Source organism: Streptomyces sp. NPDC049879 (assembly GCF_044461265.1).
Taxonomy (GTDB): Bacteria; Actinomycetota; Actinomycetes; order Streptomycetales; family Streptomycetaceae; genus Streptomyces.
Genome location: NZ_JBITKT010000006.1, coordinates 1 through 19,642, shown reverse-complemented (window position 1 = coordinate 19,642; position 19,642 = coordinate 1). Strand labels below are relative to the sequence as shown.

General features: G+C 72.5%; 12 protein-coding genes. 7 read left to right on the top strand and 5 right to left on the bottom strand.

Annotation, left to right across the window (positions count from 1 at the left end):
• Positions 1–41 precede the first annotated feature (41 nt).
• A complete protein-coding gene (locus ACIBPC_RS20815) occupies positions 42–1,262 on the top strand; it encodes an amidohydrolase (protein WP_362964433.1) in 1,221 nt (406 codons plus the stop codon).
• A gap of 45 nt (positions 1,263–1,307) precedes the next feature.
• Here ACIBPC_RS20815 and glgB read toward each other — a convergent pair whose 3' ends face one another.
• The 4 genes from glgB to ACIBPC_RS20795 all read right to left on the bottom strand — a co-directional run bounded on the left by glgB (position 1,308) and on the right by ACIBPC_RS20795 (position 9,001).
• Positions 1,308–3,473 carry a 1,4-alpha-glucan branching protein GlgB gene (gene glgB, locus ACIBPC_RS20810; protein ID WP_398846603.1) on the bottom strand — a complete coding sequence of 722 codons (2,166 nt, stop codon included), beginning with the start codon at positions 3,471–3,473 and terminating at the stop codon, positions 1,308–1,310.
• Positions 3,474–3,582: 109 nt separating this feature from the next.
• Positions 3,583–5,058 (bottom strand): maltokinase, encoded by a 1,476-nt coding sequence (locus tag ACIBPC_RS20805; RefSeq protein WP_362964437.1) that lies wholly within the window; start codon positions 5,056–5,058, stop codon positions 3,583–3,585.
• A gap of 206 nt (positions 5,059–5,264) precedes the next feature.
• The gene (gene treS, locus ACIBPC_RS20800) at positions 5,265–6,968 is read right to left on the bottom strand and encodes a maltose alpha-D-glucosyltransferase (protein WP_362964439.1); all 1,704 of its coding nucleotides are present in this window, start codon (positions 6,966–6,968) and stop codon (positions 5,265–5,267) included.
• Entirely contained in the window at positions 6,965–9,001 is a 2,037-nt protein-coding gene (locus ACIBPC_RS20795; RefSeq protein WP_398846601.1) for an alpha-1,4-glucan--maltose-1-phosphate maltosyltransferase, read from the bottom strand. Before ACIBPC_RS20795 ends, treS begins: the two co-directional genes overlap by 4 nt.
• A 750-nt stretch (positions 9,002–9,751) precedes the next feature.
• Between ACIBPC_RS20795 and ACIBPC_RS20790 the strand changes: the two genes are divergently transcribed.
• The 6 genes from ACIBPC_RS20790 to glgP all read left to right on the top strand — a co-directional run bounded on the left by ACIBPC_RS20790 (position 9,752) and on the right by glgP (position 18,446).
• Positions 9,752–11,419 (top strand): ABC transporter substrate-binding protein, encoded by a 1,668-nt coding sequence (locus tag ACIBPC_RS20790; protein ID WP_398846599.1) that lies wholly within the window; start codon positions 9,752–9,754, stop codon positions 11,417–11,419.
• A 130-nt stretch (positions 11,420–11,549) separates the two neighbouring features.
• On the top strand, positions 11,550–12,554 hold the full coding sequence (locus ACIBPC_RS20785) for an ABC transporter permease (RefSeq protein ID WP_362964445.1): 1,005 nt from the start codon (positions 11,550–11,552) through the stop codon (positions 12,552–12,554).
• The gene (locus ACIBPC_RS20780; RefSeq protein WP_362964447.1) at positions 12,554–13,507 is read left to right on the top strand and encodes an ABC transporter permease; all 954 of its coding nucleotides are present in this window, start codon (positions 12,554–12,556) and stop codon (positions 13,505–13,507) included. The genes ACIBPC_RS20785 and ACIBPC_RS20780 overlap by 1 nt, the downstream gene beginning before the upstream one ends.
• A gap of 5 nt (positions 13,508–13,512) precedes the next feature.
• Positions 13,513–14,547 (top strand): ABC transporter ATP-binding protein, encoded by a 1,035-nt coding sequence (locus ACIBPC_RS20775; protein WP_362964449.1) that lies wholly within the window; start codon positions 13,513–13,515, stop codon positions 14,545–14,547.
• Positions 14,544–15,734, top strand: coding sequence for an ABC transporter ATP-binding protein (locus ACIBPC_RS20770; RefSeq protein WP_398846596.1), 1,191 nt, complete (start codon positions 14,544–14,546; stop codon positions 15,732–15,734). Before ACIBPC_RS20775 ends, ACIBPC_RS20770 begins: the two co-directional genes overlap by 4 nt.
• A 135-nt stretch (positions 15,735–15,869) precedes the next feature.
• Positions 15,870–18,446 carry an alpha-glucan family phosphorylase gene (gene glgP / locus ACIBPC_RS20765; protein ID WP_362964453.1) on the top strand — a complete coding sequence of 859 codons (2,577 nt, stop codon included), beginning with the start codon at positions 15,870–15,872 and terminating at the stop codon, positions 18,444–18,446.
• Between the two features lie 77 nt (positions 18,447–18,523).
• On the opposite strand, the gene ACIBPC_RS20760 is transcribed toward glgP, so the two are convergent.
• Complete coding sequence (locus ACIBPC_RS20760; RefSeq protein WP_398846594.1) at positions 18,524–19,450, bottom strand: class I SAM-dependent methyltransferase; 927 nt, start codon at positions 19,448–19,450, stop codon at positions 18,524–18,526.
• Positions 19,451–19,642 lie beyond the last annotated feature (192 nt).

The window sequence follows — 19,642 nt, the reverse complement described above, 5'->3', positions numbered from 1 at the left end:
CCATCCCCTGCAAAGGGCACCGTGGGATAGGTTCAGTGGCCATGGATATCGCGATCAGATCAGGTCATGTCGTCCCCGTCACCGGCGACCCCATCGACGGCGGCACCGTGCTCATCATCGACGGCAAGATCGCCGCCGTGGGTCCCGACGCCGAGGTGGACGTCCCGGAGGGCGTGCGGACGGTCGACGCGGCCGGGCGCTGGGTGGTCCCCGGTTTCGTGGAGGCGCACGGCCACATCGGCATCCACGAGGAGGGCGAGGGCTGGGCCGGCAACGACACCAACGAGATGACGGACCCGGTCGGCGCCCGCATGCGCGCCCTGGACGCCATCAACCCGGCCGACACCGGCTTCAAGGACGCCCTCGCCGGCGGCGTGACCAGCGCCGTCATCAAGCCCGGCTCCGGCAACCCCATCGGCGGCCAGACGGTCGCCCTCAAGTGCTGGGGCCGCAGCGTGGACGACATGCTGATCCGCCAGCCCGTCAGCGTGAAGAGCGCGCTGGGCGAGAACCCGAAGCGCGTCTACGGCGACAAGAAGCAGCTGCCGTCCACGCGCCAGGGCGTCACCGCCGTCATCAGGGACGCGTTCGGCAAGGCGCAGGACTACCGCGCCAAGCGCGAGTACGCCGCGAGCGAGGGCAAGCCCTTCGAGCACGACCCCACCCTGGAGATCCTGGTCCGGGTCCTCGACGGCGAACTGCCCTGGTGCCAGCACACGCACCGCGCGGACGACATCTCCACCGCGCTGCGCCTCGCCGACGAGTTCGGCTACCGCGTGGTCATCAACCACGCGACCGAGGGCCACCTGCTGGCCGACGAGATCGCCCGCCGCGACGTGCCGGTGATCAGCGGCCCGCTGTTCACCACCCGCAGCAAGGTCGAGCTGCGCGAGCGCACCCTCGCCAACCCGGGCATCCTCGCTCGCGCCGGGGTCAAGGTCGCCATCACCACCGACCACCCCGTCGTGCCGATCAACTTCCTCGTCCACCAGGTGACCCTGGCGGTCAAGGAGGGCCTCGACCGCGACGTGGCGCTGCGCACCATCACCGCCAACCCCGCCGAGATCCTCGGCCTGGACGACCGCGTCGGCTCGCTCAAGCCGGGCCTGGACGGCGACGTCGTCATCTGGTCGGGCGACCCGCTGGACGTGATGAGCCGCGCGCTGAACGTCTTCGTGGACGGCCGCGAGGTCTACACGTGGGACGAGGCGACCCGCACCGGGAACGTCGTCGACCCCTACTACCGCGAGGCGCTGGTCTGACGCACGCCACCGGCCCGGCGCACGTGCCGCCGGGCCGGGGCCGCGTCAGGCGGGCCGCAGCCAGACCGTCGCCAGCGGCGGCAGCGTCAGCGACAGCGCGCCCGCCGCGTCGGCCTTCAGCGGCCCGGGGTTGGTGACGCCGCTGCCGCCGTACGCGAGGTCGTCCGTGTTGAGCACCTCGGTCCAGCCGGGCGCCTGCCCCGGCGGCGTGAGCCGGTAGTCGTGCCGCACGACGGGGGAGAAGTTGCAGGCGACGAGCAGCGGCGTGCCGTCCGCCGCGTGCCGCGTGAAGGCGAGGACGTTGTCGCCCGCCGCGTCGGCGAGCAGCCAGCGGAAGCCCGCCGGGTCGGTGTCCAGCTCCCACAGCGCGGGCGTCGCGCGGTAGACGGTGTTCAGCGACCGTACGAGCCGCTGCACGCCGCGGTGCTCGCCGGCGGCCGGCCAGCTGTCGTCCAGCACCCACCACTGCGGCCCCTCCGCCTCCGACCACTCCGCGCCCTGCGCGAACTCCTGTCCCATGAACAGCAGTTGCTTCCCGGGGTGCGACCACATGAAGCCGAGGTACGCGCGCAGGTCCGCCCGCTGCCGCCACCAGTCGCCCGGCATCTTCGCGACCAGCGAGCCCTTCCCGTGCACCACCTCGTCGTGCGAGATGGGCAGCACGTAGTTCTCGGAGTACGCGTAGACCATCGAGAACGTGATGTCGCCGTGGTGCCAGGCCCGGTGCACCGGGTCCTTGGACATGTAGACGAGCGAGTCGTGCATCCAGCCCATGTTCCACTTGAAGCCGAAGCCGAGGCCGCCCTGGTCCGTGGGCCGGGTGACGCCGTCCCAGGCGGTGGACTCCTCGGCGACGGTGACGACGCCCGGCGCGCGCCGGTAGACCGTCGCGTTCATCTCCTGGAGGAACGCGACCGCGTCCAGGTTCTCCCGCCCGCCGTGCTCGTTGGGCAGCCACTCGCCGTCCTCGCGCGAGTAGTCGAGGTACAGCATCGAGGCCACGGCGTCCACGCGCAGCCCGTCCACATGGAACTCCTCGCACCAGTACACCGCGTTGGCCACCAGGAAGTTCCGCACCTCGCGGCGCCCGAGGTCGAATTCGAGCGTCCCCCAGTCGGGGTGCTCGGCGCGGCGCGGGTCCGGGTGCTCGTAGCAGGGCGTGCCGTCGAACCGCGCGAGCGCCCACTCGTCCTTCGGGAAGTGCCCAGGCACCCAGTCGATCAGCACCGCGATCCCGGCCCGGTGCAGGGAGTCCACGAGGTGGCGGAAGTCGTCGGGCGTGCCGAGCCGGGCGGTCGGCGCGTAGTAGCCCGTCACCTGGTACCCCCACGAGCCGCCGAACGGGTGCTCCGCCGGGGGCATCAGCTCGACGTGCGTGAAGCCGAGGTCGGAGACGTACGCGGGCAGCTCCTCGGCCAGCGTCCGGTAGGTCGCCCCGGGCCGCCACGACGCGAGGTGCAGCTCGTAGACCGACATCGCCTCCGCGTGCCAGCGCCGCCCCGCCCGCGCGTTCATCCACGCCGCGTCGCCCCAGGTGTACGTGCTCTCCTCGACGACGGACGCGGTGGCGGGCGGGCGCTCCGTGCGCCGCGCCATCGGGTCGGCCCGCTGGGTGTGCGAGCCGTCCGGGCGGCAGATGTCGAACTTGTACAGCGCCCCCGCGCCCACGCCCGGCACGAACAGCTCCCACACCCCGGACGAGCCCAGCGACCGCATCGGGTGCGCCCCGCCGTCCCACCCGTTGAAGTCCCCCGCGACGCGGACCCCCCGCGCGTTCGGCGCCCACACGGTGAACCGCGTCCCGCGCACGCCCTGGTGCGTCATCGTCCTGGCGCCGAGCGCGTCCCACAGCCGCTCGTGCCGCCCCTCGGCGATCAGGTGCAGGTCGAAGCCGCCGAGCGCGGGCAGGAAGCGGTACGGGTCCTGCTGGCGGCGCACGTCACCGTCCCCGTACGTGACCTCAAGCTCGTACGCCGGGACGCCGCGCGCCCCGGCCTCCAGCGGCACGACCCCGGAGAACAGGCCGTCGCCCTCGGAACGCAGCGGCGTGCCCAGGACGCTCACCCCGCGCGCGCCGGGGCGCAGGGCGCGTACCCGCAGGGCACCGCCGGGCTCGGGGTGCGCTCCGAGCAGCGCGTGCGGATCGTGGTGGGCGCCGGAGAGGAGACGGGTCCGGTCGTCGGCGGACAGTGCGGCGGGCGCAGCGGGCACGGAAGGCACGGAAGGCACAGCGCGGCTCCTGGGGGTCGGGTCTGGCGGGGGAGCGGCCACGCCGTCCGGCGCGGGCACGCGGTGGGGGCGGGCACCCGGCGTCCGGTGCTCAGCCGGGCGCGGCGGCGAGGCGGCGGACGGCCGCCATCGGGACGTGCAGCCAGGCGGGGCGGTGCCTGGCCTCGTAGAGGACCTCGTAGATCGCCTTGTCCGTCTCGTAGGCGCGCAGCAGGTCGAGCTGGCCCATCGGGTCCTGGCCGCCCGCCTCGGCGTAGCCCTGGCAGTAGGCGGCGCGGTTGGCGCGCGACCAGCTGTCCACCCAGGGGCCGCCCGCCGGGTGCTGGCAGGCCGCGTAGTCGAACGAGCGGAGCATCCCGGCGATGTCGCGTACCGGCGGTCCCGGTCTGCGGCGGTCGGCGAGCGGCCTGGCGGGCTCGCCCTCGAAGTCGATCAGGTGCCATGTGCCGCTCTCGGGGGTGTGCAGCACCTGCCCGAGGTGCAGGTCGCCGTGGAGCCGCTGCGCGACGCAGGTGCCGCCGCGCCGCGCGAACTCCCCGACGGTGTCGAACGACCGGTGCAGCCCGGCGCGGTACGGGCGCAGCGCGGGCACGGCCTCGGCCGCCTCGTCGAGCCGCCTGCCCATGGCGGCGGCGATCCGTTCGAGCTGCTCGCGGCCGAGGCGCACGGTGGGCAGGACGGACGCGAGCGCCGTGTGCACCTCGGCGGTGGCGCGGCCGAGGGAGCGGGCCGAGCCGGTGAAGTCGGTGCGTTCCGCCAGGGAGCGCAGGGCGAGCTGCCAGCCGTCGGACGAGCCGGCGAGGAACGGGGCGAGCACCCCGAGCGTCATCGGCTCGTCGGCCTCGGCGCCGCCCTTCTCACGGGCCTGCTGCGGCGGGGGCGGCGGTGTCGACTCGAACCAGGCGGACGGCGCGGGCACGCGGTCAGAGCCCGCCTCGGCGAGGGCCAGCGGCAGTTCGAGGTCCGGGTTGATACCGGGGCTGACGCGGCGGAAGAGCTTGAGGATGTGCGTCTCGCCGTACACGACCGACGTGTTGGACTGCTCGCCGGTCAGGACGCGTGCGGCGAGGCCCGAGGGGATGGCCGAGCCGGGCGCGCGGCCGAACGTGAGGCCGCCGAGCCGTCCCGGCGCCCGCAGCCGCTCCAGCAGGAGGGCGGCGAGCCGCGCGTCGTGCAGCGCCTCGTAGACGGCCTTCCCGCGCAGCGGGCCCTCGGTGGGGCGGCCGACGAGGGCGGGGCCGAGGGTGGGCGGCAGGGTGGGGCGTACGCCCAGCAGCAGCTGGTAGCAGTCGCCGCCGGAGGAGGCGCCCTCCTGGCCGCCGAGGCGGGTGCGCACCAGCAGGTGCAGCAGCCCGGGGATGGGTCCGCCGCCGGTGCAGGGGAGCAGCTCGGTGGCGGAGACGAGGGTCAGTGAGTTCAGCGGACGGCCCTTGCCCGCGAACCACCGCTGCCGTGGCATCCAGCGTGCGAGCAGTCCCGTGAGGGACCGCAGCAGATCGCTGGCCTGCGGCGCGGTGGCGAGCGGGAGGCGCTCCGGAACCGTCCGGGGTGAGGAGCTGTCCGACATGGCGTCCTTTCCCCGGGCACGAAAATATGTGGCGAAGTGTCCCGGATTGCGGCGATCGAAGCCCCGTGGTGCGGGACGTGTCGTGAAGGACCGACCGAGCGGGTGAGGCCCGTAACACATATGGAGTGCTTTGGGTAGAACTGGAAGCCTGGGAAACGCTTACCCCCGGACCACCGGGGGTAAGCCTGTCCCGTTCCTGTTACGTCCTACTGCTCGGTTCCTTTACGGAGCCGGAACCAGTAGAAGCCGTGCCCCGCCAGCGTGAGCAGGTACGGCAGCTCCCCGATCGGCGGGAACCGCACGCCGCCGATCAGCTCCACGGGCACGCGCCCCGTCCACGCGCGCAGGTCCAGCTCGGTCGGCTGCGAGAAGCGCGAGAAGTTGTTCACGCACATCACCAGGTCGTCGCCGTACTCGCGCAGGAACGCGAGGACGGACGGGTTCGACGACGGCAGCTCGCTGTACGTGCCGAGGCCGAAGGCGTGGTTCTGCTTGCGGATCTCCACCATCCGCCGCGTCCAGTGCAGCAGCGACGCGGGGCTGCTCATGGCGGCCTCGACGTTGGTCACCTGGTACCCGTACACCGGGTCCATGATCGTCGGCAGGAACAGCCGGCCGGGGTCGCAGGAGGAGAAGCCCGCGTTCCGGTCGGGGGTCCACTGCATCGGCGTGCGCACCGCGTCGCGGTCGCCGAGCCAGATGTTGTCGCCCATGCCGATCTCGTCGCCGTAGTACAGGATCGGCGAGCCCGGCAGCGACAGGAGCAGCGCGGTGAACAGCTCGATCTGGTTCCTGTCGTTGTCGAGGAGCGGCGCGAGGCGCCTGCGGATGCCGATGTTGGCGCGCATCCGCGGGTCCTTCGCGTACTCCGCGTACATGTAGTCGCGCTCCTCGTCGGTGACCATCTCCAGGGTCAGCTCGTCGTGGTTGCGCAGGAAGATGCCCCACTGGGCGTGGGCCGGGATCTGCGGGGTCTTGGCCAGGATCTCCGAGACCGGGTAGCGCGACTCGCGGCGCACGGCCATGAAGATGCGCGGCATGACGGGGAAGTGGAACGCCATGTGGCACTCGTCCCCGCCCTTGTCGTAGTCGCCGAAGTAGTCGACGACGTCCTCGGGCCACTGGTTCGCCTCGGCGAGGATCACCGTGTCCGGGTAGTGCGCGTCGATCTCGGCGCGCACCGACTTCAGGAACTCGTGCGTCTGCGGGAGGTTCTCGCAGTTGGTGCCCTCCTCGGCGAAGAGGTAGGGCACGGCGTCGAGGCGGAAGCCGTCGATGCCGAGGTCCAGCCAGAACCGCAGCGCCGACATGATCTCCTCGCGCACGGCCGGGTTCTCGTAGTTGAGGTCCGGCTGGTGGGAGAAGAAGCGGTGGAAGAAGTACTGCTTGCGGACCGGGTCGAACGTCCAGTTGGACGACTCGGTGTCGACGAAGATGATCCGCGCGTCCGCGTACCCCTTGTCGTCGTCGGCCCACATGTAGTAGTCCCCGTACGGGCCTTCGGGGTCCTTGCGCGACTCCTGGAACCACCGGTGCTGGTCGCTGGTGTGGTTCATGACGAAGTCGATGATGACCCGCATGCCGCGCTGGTGCGCCGCGTCCACGAACTCCACGAAGTCGGCCAGGTCGCCGAACTGCGGGAGCACGTCGGTGTAGTCCGAGACGTCGTACCCGCCGTCCCGCAGCGGGGACGCGAAGAAGGGCGGGAGCCACAGGCAGTCCACGCCGAGCCACTGGAGGTAGTCGAGCCTGGCGGTGAGCCCCTTCAGGTCACCGATTCCGTCACCGTTGCTGTCCTGGAAGGAGCGGACAAGGACCTCGTAGAAGACCGCTCGCTTGAACCACTCCGGGTCCCGGTCGCGGGCTGGCGTGTCCTCGAACGTGTCGAGGACCGGCTCATTGACGCTCATGGTGTGGGTGACCCTCCGGTCTGTGAGGACGGTCGCAGGGTGAGGATGTGGGCCGACGAGGCGTACGCATCCGCACGGCCCGGCTCAAGCCGCACATAGTTGTCCCTGCCCCAGTGATAGGTCGCTCCGGTGAGCTCGTCGCGCACCGGGAAGGGTTCGGCGCCGCCTTCCTGCGCTGGCGTGAGACCGCACCCTTGGAGTTGCGCCATATCCAACGAGATCGTCGCTTCGTGGGTGTGGTGCGGATCGAGGTTGACCACTGTCAGCACGCAGTCGGCCCCCGGTGTCCGCGTGCGCTTGGAGTACGCCAGGATGTGGTCGTTGTTGGAGCCGTGGAAGTGCAGGTCGCGCAGCTGGCGCAGCGCCGGGTGGCGCCGCCGCAGCTCGTTCAGGACCGTCACGAGGGGCGTGATGCTGCGGCCCTCGGCGTCCGCGCGCGCCCAGTCGCGGGGGCGCAGCTCGAACTTCTCCGAGCCGGCGTACTCCTCGCTGCCGGGCGCCGCCGCCGTGTTCTCGCACAACTCGTAGCCCGCGTACATGCCCCAGGTGGGCGAGAGCGTCGCGGCCAGCACGGCGCGCGTCTCGAAGGCCGCGCGCCCCCCGTGCTGGAGGTAGGCGTGCAGGATGTCGGGCGTGTTGACGAAGAAGTTCGGCCGCATGTAGGCCGCCGCCGCGCCGCTCAGCTCGGTGAGGTACTCGGTCAGCTCGTGCCGGCCGTTGCGCCAGGTGAAGTACGTGTACGACTGCTGGAAGCCGATCTGCGCCAGCGTGTGCATCATCGCGGGCCGCGTGAACGCCTCGGCGAGGAAGATGACGTCCGGATCCGTCCTGTTGATCTCCCCGATGACCTTCTCCCAGAACACCACCGGCTTCGTGTGCGGGTTGTCCACACGGAAGATCCGCACGCCGTGCGCCATCCAGTGCCGCAGCAGCCGCAGCGTCTCCGTCACCAGGCCGGGGAAGTCGCGCTCGAACGCGATCGGGTAGATGTCCTGGTACTTCTTCGGCGGGTTCTCGGCGAACGCGATCGTGCCGTCGGCGCGCCGCCTGAACCACTCCGGGTGCTCCTTCACCCACGGGTGGTCCGGGCTGCACTGGAGCGCGAAGTCCAGCGCCACCTCCATGCCGAGCGACGCCGCCGTGGCGACGAAGTGGTCGAAGTCGTCGAGCGTGCCGAGGTCCGGGTGGACCGCGTCGTGCCCGCCGTCCGGCGAGCCGATCGCCCACGGGCTGCCCACGTCGTCGGTCCGCGCCGTCAGCGCCCCGCCGGGGCCCTTGCGGAACGAGGTGCCGATCGGGTGCACCGGCGGGAGGTACACCACGTCGAACCCCATGGCCGCCACGGCGGGCAGCCGCTCCGCCGCCGTGCGCAGCGTCCCGGAGACCGGCGGCCTGCCGCGGCGCACCCGCGCGCCCTCCGAGCGCGGGAACATCTCGTACCACGAGCCGTACAGCGCCCGTTCGCGCTCCACCGTCAGCGGCATGGGCCGCGACGAGGTGACCAGCTCCCGCAGGGGGCTCCCGTCGAGGGCCGCCACGACGTCCGGCGCCAGCGCGGTGGCGAGACGTTCCTCCGGGCCGAGCGCCGGGTCGAGCAGGGCGCGCGCGGCGGCGAGCACCGCCTCCTTGCCCGCGCTCCGGGGCACGCCCGTGGCGGCGCGCCGGTGCAGTTCGGCGCCCTCGCGGAGCGTCAGCTCCACGTCCACCCCGGCGCCGACCTTGATTCCGGCCACCTGGCGCCAGCTCGCCACCGGGTCGCTCCACGCCTCGACCGCGAACGTCCAGCGCCCCACCGCGTCGGGCGTCACGTCCGCGCCCCAGCGGTCGGTGCCGGGGGCCAGTTCCCGCATCGGTGTCCACGGGCCCACCCGGCCCTTGGGGTCGCGCAGCACCACGTTCGCGCCCACCGCCTCCGCACCCTCGCGGAAGACGGTCGCGCTGACCTGGAACGTCTCGCCGGGCACCGCCTTGGCGGGGCGGCGTCCGCAGTCCACGCGCGGCTGGACGTCGAGGACGGGGATGCGACCGATCATCTGGGAATCACCTGGTGGTGTCGAAGGCGGGCCGGTTACGTCGTCAGGGGGACTCACCCCGGCTTGTCGGGATTTCGTCCTTTGTATCTTCTTTGCATGTGAATGGCTGGTTTCGAGCATGGCCGCTCCCCTGCGCGTTCACTCGGGTGGGGGTGGCGCATCGCTGCGCCCGCTGACGCGTCTGCCTTGGAGAGGCTTTCCGGACTTGGCGGGACCACACCGGTCCGGTTTCCGCCATGTCGTCCCGGAAACCCCTCCGGGTGTCCCGGCGGGGGCCCGCGCACCCCGGCGGAACCGGAAAAAACCGCGGGAAATCGGGGGAAATCAAGGGGTGTGCGGGCAGCGGAACCGGTGCCGGATGTGCGGACGGGCCGTGTCCAGTCTGGCGCGGCCGGTCATCCGGGGCGTTGCGTCCGTATTTCCGGCAGCGCATGTTTCCGCGCGGTGGTACGCGGGTGTGCGCGGGGCGCCGTCGCCCGGCGGCGCGGCGCGCCCGCGCGTGCCGCCGGGCGAGGTGCGCCGGGGCTGTGTGACCGCGGTGTTGCGGGTGTGTCAAGTGCGTGTCGCCGGAGGGTGCGAAGTGTAATCGATCTTGACAACTCGCCTGTACAGACAATGACTTGTCGATATTTACTGACCACATCTCAGGTCGGTATCGCCGGTCTACGCGCGGTTCCCAGTCATGTGCCTGACCAGTAATGTGCCGTCCACCGGAAGGCCCCTACCACCACCGACCCCTTGAGGTGGACGATGCGCATAGCAAGACCCAAGGCCGCGAGGATGCTTGCGGCGGCCCTGGCGATCGGACTCTTCGCCACCGCTTGCGCCAGCGAGCGGGACGAGGAGGAATCGTCGGGCGACACGGAGACGTTCGTCTTCGGTGCCGCAGGAGACCCGGCCGCGCTCGACCCGGCCCTCGCGAGCGATGGCGAGACCTTCCGGATCACCCGTCAGGCGTTCGAGGCGCTGCTGGAGCACGAGCCCGGCGGCACCGAACTGATCGGCGGACTCGCCGAGACCTGGGAGAGCAACGAGGCCGGCACCGAGTGGACCTTCCACCTGCGGGACGGCGTCACCTTCCACGACGGCGGCGAGCTGACCGGTGAGGTCGTCTGCGCCAACTACAACCGCTGGTACAACTGGACCGGCACGTACCAGAACCCGACGCTCTCCTACTACTGGGGCTCCGTCTTCGGCGGCTTCGCGGAGAACGAGAGCGAGGACACCAGCCCCTCGAACTACGTCGGCTGCACCGCCCCCGACGAGCAGACCGCCGTCATCGAGATCGCCGAGCCGTCGGCGAACTTCCCCGGCGCCTTCTCCCTCCAGGCCTTCTCCATCCTGTCCCCGGACAGCCTGGACGCCATCGAGGGCGACGACCCGAGCGGCGAGGGCGAGAACGTCACCTTCCCCGACTACAGCCAGGAGGCCGGCACGATCGCCGGCACCGGCCCGTTCAGCCTCTCCGAGTGGGACAAGTCCAACGGCGAGGTGACGCTGGCGCGCTTCGACGACTACTGGGGCGAGCCCGCGGGCGTCGAGGAACTGGTCTTCCGCACCATCCCCGAGGAGGACGCGCGGCGCCAGGCGCTCCAGGCCGGGGACATCGACGGCTACGACCTCGTGGCCCCCGCCGACGTCGAGACGCTGGCGGCCGACGGCTTCCAGGTCCCGGTCCGCGGCGTCTTCAACATCCTCTACCTCGGCATCACGCAGGAGAACAACCCCGCGCTCGCCGAGCCCGAGGTCAGGCAGGCCATCGCCCACGCCCTCGACCGGCAGAACATCGTGGACACCCAGCTGCCCGAGGGCGGCACCGTGGCCACCCAGTTCATCCCGGACACGGTGGACGGCTACTCCGAGAACGTCACCACGTACGACTACGACCCGGAGCTGGCCCAGGAACTGCTGGCCGACGCCGACGCGTCCGACCTGTCCGTGGACTTCTGCTACCCGACCGAGGTCACCCGCCCGTACATGCCGGCCCCGGCCGACATCTACGAGCTGCTGCGCGCCGACCTCGAAGCCGTCGGCATCACCGTCAACCCGGTGCCGCTCAAGTGGAACCCGGACTACCAGGAGACCACCCGCGCCGGAAACTGCGGCCTCTACCTCCTCGGCTGGACCGGCGACTTCAACGACGCCTACAACTTCCTCGGCACCTGGTTCGCCGACTACAGCCTGGAGTGGGGCTTCCGGGACGAGGAGCTGTTCGAGATGATGGCCGCCGCCTCCACGGAGCCGGACGTCGCCACCCGCGTCGCCGAGTACCAGGCGCTGAACGAGTACATCATGGACTTCCTGCCCGGTGTGCCGATCTCCAGCTCGCCCCCGTCCATCGTGTTCTCGCCCGACGTGAACCCGCCGACGGTCTCCCCGCTCACGCAGGAGAACTTCGCCGAGGTCTCCTTCAAGTAACGCGCCGTCGCGCACGGCCGATCCGCCCGGTCACGGCACACCGTGACCGGGCGGTCCCTTGAGGGCCGGAGAACCCGGCCGGCCCCGACGCGAGTGAGCCAAGAGAGCCAAGAGAAAGGCCACGCTGCCGGTGCTCCGTCTCATCGTCCGCAGACTGCTGCAGCTGATACCCACGCTGCTCGGTCTCTCGGTACTCCTCTTCGCCTGGCTGCACCAGCTGCCCGGCGGCCCGGCCTCCGCGCTGCTGGGCGAACGCGCCACGGAGGAGGACCGCCGCGCCATCGAGGAGGCCCTCGGCCTCGACGACCCCGTGTGGGTCCAGTACGGCCGCTGGATGCAGCGGCTCGCCCAGTTCGACTTCGGGGAGTCGGTCCGCACCGGGCGCCCGGTGTGGGAGGAGTTCCTCCAGCGCTTCCCCGCCACCGTCGAACTCGCCTTCGCCGCCATGCTGATCGCCGTCGTCGTCGGCATCCCGCTCGGCTACTTCGCGGCCCGCAGGCGCGGCTCCTGGCTCGACCTCACCGCCGTCTCCGGATCGCTCGTCGGCATCTGCATCCCCGTCTTCTTCCTCGGCTTCATCCTCCGCGCGGTCTTCGCCGTCAACCTCGGCTGGCTGCCCAGCTTCGGCCGCCAGTCCACCGGCATCGACGCGACGGAGATCACCGGCTTCTACGTGCTCGACGGCCTGCTGACCGGCGAGTGGGACGCCTCCTGGGACGCGATCGAGCACCTCGTGCTGCCCGGCCTCGCCCTCGCGTCCATCCCGCTGGCCGTCATCGTCCGCATCACCCGCGCCAGCGTTCTCGACGTCCTGGGCGAGGACTACGTGCGCACCGCCGAGTCCAAGGGCCTGCGCCGCCGCGTCGTCCGCTCCCGCCACGTGCTGCGGAACGCGCTGCTGCCCGTCGTCACCACGGTCGGCCTCCTCACCGGCAGCCTGCTGTCCGGCGCGGTCCTCACCGAGTCGGTCTTCGCGTTCGGCGGCATCGGCTCGTTCATCCGCGACGCGATCGACACGCGTGACTACCCGGTCCTCATGGGCTTCATCCTCTTCATCGCGCTGCTCTACGTCGCCATCAACCTGCTGGTCGACCTCGCGTACAGCGTCATCGACCCGAGAGTCCGGGTGAACTGATGAGCAAGACGGCAGAGAAGATCGACCGGCTCGCCGAGCTGACCACCCGCACCGCCCCCGCCTCCGGCGGCAGCCTGTGGACCGAGGCGCTGCGCCGCCTGCGGTCCAGCAAGATGGCGCTGATCGGCGGCGTGGTGATGGCGCTGTTCGTCGTCGTCGCGATCGTCGGCCCCTGGGTCGCGCCCTACGACCCGACCGCCCAGACCTGGCGCGACGAGGTCTTCACCAACCGCGGCATCTTCGTCGGCCCGCGCGGCGACAACTGGCTCGGGCTCGACCACCTGGGCCGCGACATGTTCTCGCGCATGCTGGTCGGCGCACGGCAGACGCTGCTGGTCGGCGTTGTTTCCACGGTCCTCGGCTTCGTCGTCGGCGCGCTCGTCGGCGGCCTGTCCGGCGCGGCCCTCGCGTTCGGCGGCAAGGCGGGACGGCGCCTGGACACCGTCCTGATGCGCTTCATCGACATGATGCTCGCGCTGCCCTCGCTGCTGCTCGCCGTCAGCGTCGCGGCCATCCTGGGGCAGAGCCTGACGACGGTGATGATCGCCGTCGGCGTCATCCAGATCCCGGTGTTCGCCCGCCTGCTGCGCGGCTCGATGCTCGCCCAGGCGGGGTCCGACTACGTGCTGGCCGCGCGCGCCCTGGGCGTACGCCGCCGCCGCATCGTCCTCGCCCACGTGCTGCCGAACTCGCTGGGCCCGGTGATCGTCCAGACGACGCTGGCCCTGGCCACGGCCATCATCGAGGCCGCCGCTCTGTCCTACCTGGGACTCGGCAACCCGGACGCGTCCCAGCCCGAGTGGGGCGTCATGCTCTCGCAGGCGCAGCGGTTCTTCGACGGTGAGCCCATGATGGCCGTCTACCCGGCCCTCGGCATCATCATCACCGCCCTCGGCTTCACCCTGCTGGGCGAGGCCATGCGCGAAGCCCTCGACCCGAAACTGCGGAGCTGACGCACATGCCCCTGCTCACCGTGGACGAACTGACGGTCGCCTTCGCCGGGCGCGGCGGCCCCGACACGACCGCTGTCTCCGGCGTCTCCTTCACCGTCGACCAGGGCGAGGTCGTCGGCCTGGTCGGCGAGTCGGGCTGCGGCAAGAGCGTCACATCGCTCGCGCTCATGGGCCTGCTCCCCGCCAAGGGCGTACGGGTCGGCGGCACCGCCCGCTACTCCGGCACCGGCACCGAGGTCGACCTGCTGACGCTGCGCCGCTCCGCCCTGCGCGACCTGCGCGGCACCCAGCTCGCGATGATCTTCCAGGACCCGCTGTCCTCGCTGAACCCGGTCGTCCCCATCGGCGTCCAGGTCACCGAGATCCTCAACCGCCACCGCGGCCTGCGCGGCGCCGCCGCCCGCAAGGAGGCCGCGTCACTGCTGGACCGCGTCGGCATACCCGACCCGACGCGCCGCCTCAGGGAGTACCCGCACCAGCTGTCGGGCGGCATGCGGCAGCGCGCGCTGATCGCCATGGCCGTCGCCTGCGCCCCCCGGCTGCTGATCGCCGACGAGCCGACGACCGCGCTCGACGTCACCATCCAGGCGCAGATCCTCGAACTGCTCAAGGAACTCGTGGACGACCAGGGCACCGCGCTGCTGATGATCACGCACGACCTGGGCGTGGTCGCGGGCCTGTGCGACCGGGTCAACGTGCTGTACGCGGGCAAGGCCGTCGAGACGGCGGACCGGCGCCGCCTGTTCGCCGACCCGGCGCACCCGTACACCCACGGCCTCCTCGGCTCCATCCCCCGGCTCGACGCCCCGCGCGGCGACCGGCTGAACCCGATCCGCGGCTCCATCAACGACCGCATCGCGTGGGAGGACGGCTGCGCCTTCGCCCCCCGCTGCGACTTCTACACGCCGGAGTGCCTCGGCGGCCCGCCCGCGCTCGGCGACCGCCCCCGCGCGGGCGCCGCCGCACCGCCCGAGGGCCACCAGGTCCGCTGCGTCCACCCGGTGGACACCACCGCCGAGGCCACGGAGGTCTCCCGATGAGCCTGCTCGAACTGGACGGCGTCAAGGTCCACTTCCCCGTGAAGCGCGGCCTGCTCTTCGACCGGACGGTCGGCCACGTCTACGCGGTGGACGGCGTGTCGCTGTCCGTCGAGGCCGGGCAGACGTACGGCCTGGTCGGCGAGTCCGGCTGCGGCAAGACGACGCTGGGCCGCGCCGTGCTGCGGCTGAACGACATCACGGCGGGCCGCGTCGTCTTCGACGGCACCGACCTGGCCGCCCTGCCGTCGGAGGAGATGCGCCGCGCGCGCCGCCGCCTCCAGATGGTCTTCCAGGACCCGCTGGGCAGCCTGAACCCCCGGCAGAACATCGAGTCGATCCTCGCCGAGGGCATGGCCGCGCACGGCATCGGCGCCACGCGCGAGGAGCGCCGGGAGAAGATCCTCGGCATCCTCGACCGGGTCGGCCTGCCCGCGAGCGCGCTGTCGCGCTACCCGCACGAGTTCTCCGGCGGCCAGCGGCAGCGCATCGGCATCGCGCGCGCCCTCGTCCTCGAACCCGATGTGATCATCTGCGACGAGCCGGTGTCCGCGCTCGACGTGTCGATCCAGGCGCAGGTGCTGAACCTCCTGGAGGAGCTGCAGGACTCGCTCGGCCTCACGTACCTCGTCATCGCGCACGACCTCGCGGTGGTCCGGCACATCTCGGACCGCATCGGCGTGATGTACCTCGGCTCGCTGGTCGAGGAGGCGCCGAGCGACGCGCTGTACGCCGACCCGCGCCACCCGTACACGCGGGCGCTGATGTCGGCGGTGCCGGTGCCCGACCCGGTGGTGGAGGAGACGCGCGAACGCATCCTGCTGCGCGGCGACCTGCCCTCCCCGGCCGCGCCGCCCGCGGGCTGCCGCTTCCACACGCGCTGCCCGTGGCGGCAGCCGGAGCGCTGCGACACGGAACGGCCCGCTCTCACCGACATGGGGGACGGGCACCGGGTGGCCTGCCACTACGCGGCGGAGATCGCCGCCGGGACGCTCCTGCCGACGCGCGAGCTAGCACCGCGCGTGCTGCGCGACACGGAGGACGGCGGCCCGGAGAGCACGGACGCCACGGACGCCTCAGACGCCTCAGACACCACGGAGGTCACGGAGACCCCCGGCGTACCCGTCCAGAAGCCGCCGCCCGCGGCGGACCCCCAGGAGCGGCCCGGCACCGGCGGCGTCCCCGCCTGACCGGCCCGATCCCGGCCCGCGCGCCCGGCGCGGCCCCGCCGTCCCCTGGTCCCCGGGGGTGGTTTACCGTCCGATTCCAGCCCAATCCGGCGTAAACCTGCCCACACCCCCCGGGGCCCGGCTACGGTCGGGACCGTGAAGGCCATTCGTCGCTTCTCCGTCCGCCCCGTCCTGCCCGAACCTCTCCGACCCCTCCAGGAACTGGCGCTGAACCTCCGCTGGTCCTGGCACCCCGAGACCCGCGACCTGCTGCGCTCCGTCGATCCGGAGGCGTGGACGGCCTGCGGCGAGGACCCGGTCCGGCTGCTCGGCACCGTGCCCGCCGACCGGCTGGCCGCCCTCGCCGCCGACCGCGGCTTCCTGCGCCGCCTCGGCGTCGCCGTCGGCGACCTGCGCGACTACCTCACCGAGCCGCGCTGGTACCAGCAGACGGACGCCCGCGCGGGCGGCGACCTGCCGCGCGCCGTCGCGTACTTCTCGCCGGAGTTCGGCATCACGGCCGCGCTCCCGCAGTACTCGGGCGGCCTCGGCATCCTCGCCGGCGACCACCTCAAGGCCGCCAGCGACCTGGGCGCCCCGCTGATCGGCGTCGGCCTCCTCTACCGGCACGGCTACTTCCGCCAGAGCCTGTCGCCCGACGGCTGGCAGCAGGAGCACTACCCCGTCATCGACCCGCACGAACTGCCGCTCACCCCTCTCACGGAGCAGGACGGCACCCGCGCCCGCGTCAGCCTGGCCCTGCCCGCGGGGCGCACCCTCACCGCGCAGATCTGGCAGGTCAGCGTCGGCCGCGTGCCCCTGCTGCTGCTGGACTCCGCCGTCGCCGAGAACGCCCCGGCCGAACGCGAGGTCACCGACCGGCTCTACGGCGGCGGCAGCGAGCACCGGCTGCTCCAGGAGATGCTGCTCGGCATCGGCGGCATGCGGGCCGTCCGCACGTTCTGCCGCATCACGGGCCACGCGGCGCCCGAGGTGTTCCACATGAACGAGGGCCACGCCGGGTTCCTCGGCTTCGAGCGCATCCGCGAACTGGGCGAGCAGGGCACGGACTTCGCCGCCGCGCTGCGCGCCGTCCGCGCCGGGACCGTCTTTACCACCCACACGCCGGTCCCGGCGGGCATCGACCGCTTCGGCGAGGAACTCGTCGCCCGCCACTTCGGCGACGGCGCCGAGCTGGCCTCGCTCGACCCGGCCGCGCTGCTCGCCCTCGGCCGGGAGCCGGAGGCCCTCACCAAGGAGGGCGAGGTCCCGCAGTTCAACATGGCGGTCCTCGGCCTGCGCACCGCGCAGCGCGCCAACGGCGTCTCGGCCCTGCACGGCGACGTGAGCCGCGGCATGTTCGCGGGCCTGTGGCCCGGCTTCGACGCCGACGAGGCGCCCATCGGCTCGATCACCAACGGCGTGCACGCGCCCACCTGGACCGCCGACGCCACCCAGCGCGCCCGCGCGACCAGCACCCTGGGCGACGCCGAGCTGTGGGAGCTGCGCCGCACCCTGCGCGAACAGCTCGTCCAGGACGTACGGGCCCGCCTGCGCGCCTCCTGGCGCCAGCGCGGCGCCGGGCAGGCCGAACTCGGCTGGATCGACGACGTGCTGGACCCCGACGTCCTCACCATCGGCTTCGCGCGCCGCGTCCCGTCGTACAAGCGCCTCACGCTGATGCTCCAGGACCCGCGCCGCCTCACCGCCCTGCTGCTGCACCCGGACCGTCCGGTGCAGATCGTCGTCGCGGGCAAGGCGCACCCGGCGGACGAGGGCGGCAAGCGGCTCATCCAGGAACTCGTCCGCTTCGCCGACGACCCCGCGATCCGCCACCGCATCGTCTTCCTCCCCGACTACGGCATGGCCATGGCGCGCGCGCTGTACGCGGGCTGCGACGTGTGGCTCAACAACCCGCTGCGCCCGCTGGAGGCCTGCGGCACCTCGGGGATGAAGGCCGCGCTCAACGGCTGCCTCAACCTGTCGGTGCGCGACGGCTGGTGGGACGAGTGGTTCGACCCGGACTTCGGCTGGGAGATCCCCACCGCCGACGGCCTGGCCGCCGCCGAGCCCGACCGCCGCGACGCCATCGAGGCCGCCGCGCTCTACGGGCTCCTGGAGGAGCAGGTCGGCCCGCGCTTCTACGACCGGCTCGGCGGCAGGTCGGGACTGCCGGTGCGCTGGCTGGAGATGGTGCGCGCCACCCTGGACCGGCTCGGCCCGCGCGTCCTCGCGGAGCGGATGCTGCGCGAGTACATCACCGGCTACTACGCGCCCGCCGCCCTGGCGCACCGCGCGATGACGGCCGAGGCGGCGGGGGAGCTGGCGGCGTTCGCCGACCGGGTCGGCGAGCAGTGGCCGCGCGTCGCGGTGGACCACGTCGAGACGGACGGCGAGCCGGCGACGCTCGGCGCGTCCGTGCCGCTGCGGGTGCGCGTCACGCTCGGGGACCTCGACCCGTCCGCCGTGGAGGTGCAGGCGGTCATCGGGCGGGTCAACGGCGACGACACGCTGGCGGAGGCGGTGCAGGTGCCGCTGAAGGCGGAGGGCGGTCCCGACCTGTCGGGCCGCTGGACGTTCACCGGCGACCTGACGCTCCACCGGCCGGGCCCGTTCGGCTACACCGTCCGCGTCCTGCCCGCGCACCCGCTGCTGGCGTCGCGGGCCGAACTGGGCCTGATCGCCCTGCCGTCCGAGGACCACACGGAGACCTCGGGCACCCTCCTGCGCTGACCCGGAGCCCTGCGGAACGACGGCGGTGCCGCCCCTGTGCACAGTTCGGGCGGCACCGCCGTTCGCCGGGCGCGTGGTCAGGTGACGGGGTCCGGCTGCCCGGCTCCCCGGTCCTCGCGCTGGAAGTGCCAGACCACCGCGACGGGGGAGTCGTCCAAGGCCGCGGCCGATGCCTCCGGGCACCAGTGCAGCAGGTCCCAGGACAGGGAGGCGGGGAGCGGGACCGGGGCGTCGCCCGGGTCGAGGGAGTGGCGCGGACGGCGGGGTTCCTCGCAGCGCCGGACCTGGAAGCCCAGGGGGAGGGCGGCGGCGAGGTAGGCGCTGAGCGGGCGGTGGTACTCGTCCAGGAGGGACGGCCGGCCGTCCGGGCCGGGGCCGCGGGCCGGAGTCGGCCGCAGGTAGGACACCAGCAGGTGGGCATCCGAGATCACGAGGTTCCCGCCGGGGCGCAGGACGCGCGCGAACTCGGACAGCACGGGCGTCAGGTCGGGGACGTGCGTCAGGGCGAGCGCGCAGACGACGGTGTCGACCGCGTTGTCGGGAAGGGGCAGACGACGCAGGTCGGCCTCGTGGAAGTCGACGTCCGGCAGGCGCCTGCGGGCTCGGGCCAGCATGTCCGGTGAGGCGTCGACGCCGATCACCTGGTGGCCGAGTCCGTGCAGGTAGGCGGTGTGACGGCCGGTGCCGCAGGCCGCGTCGAGCGCCGTGCCGAGGGGGAGGCCGTCCAGGATCTGCCGGACGACGGGCTGCTCGACGTCGATCATCTGATTGCCGGGCTCGTCGTACCGCGGTGCCCAGTCCCGGTAGACGTCGGCCGTGCTGATCGTGCCCGGGCTCGCCGTCACCCCGTCGGCACGCGTGAGGGCGGGCGTGTCCAGGAGGGCGCGGATCTCGGCGATCCGGGACTCGACGAACGCCCGGTCGGCGCTTCCTTCCCGGAAGCCGCGCAGCAGAGCGGCTCCCTCGATGCCCAGCAGATATCCCAGGGGGCTCAGATAGGTCACCCCAGGGACCGTACGGACCCGCGCACCGGCGGCTCCAGTGGTTTTCCGCGCTCCGGGCAGACGTCGCCGGTCGGGGCGGGCGGGGGCGGGGCCCCCCGCCCCCCCCGGGCCCCCGGCGGCGCCCCCCCCCCCCCCGGCGCCGCCGGGGGACTCCCGGGCGTCGGCCCCCGCGCCGGGCACGTCGGCGAAGCC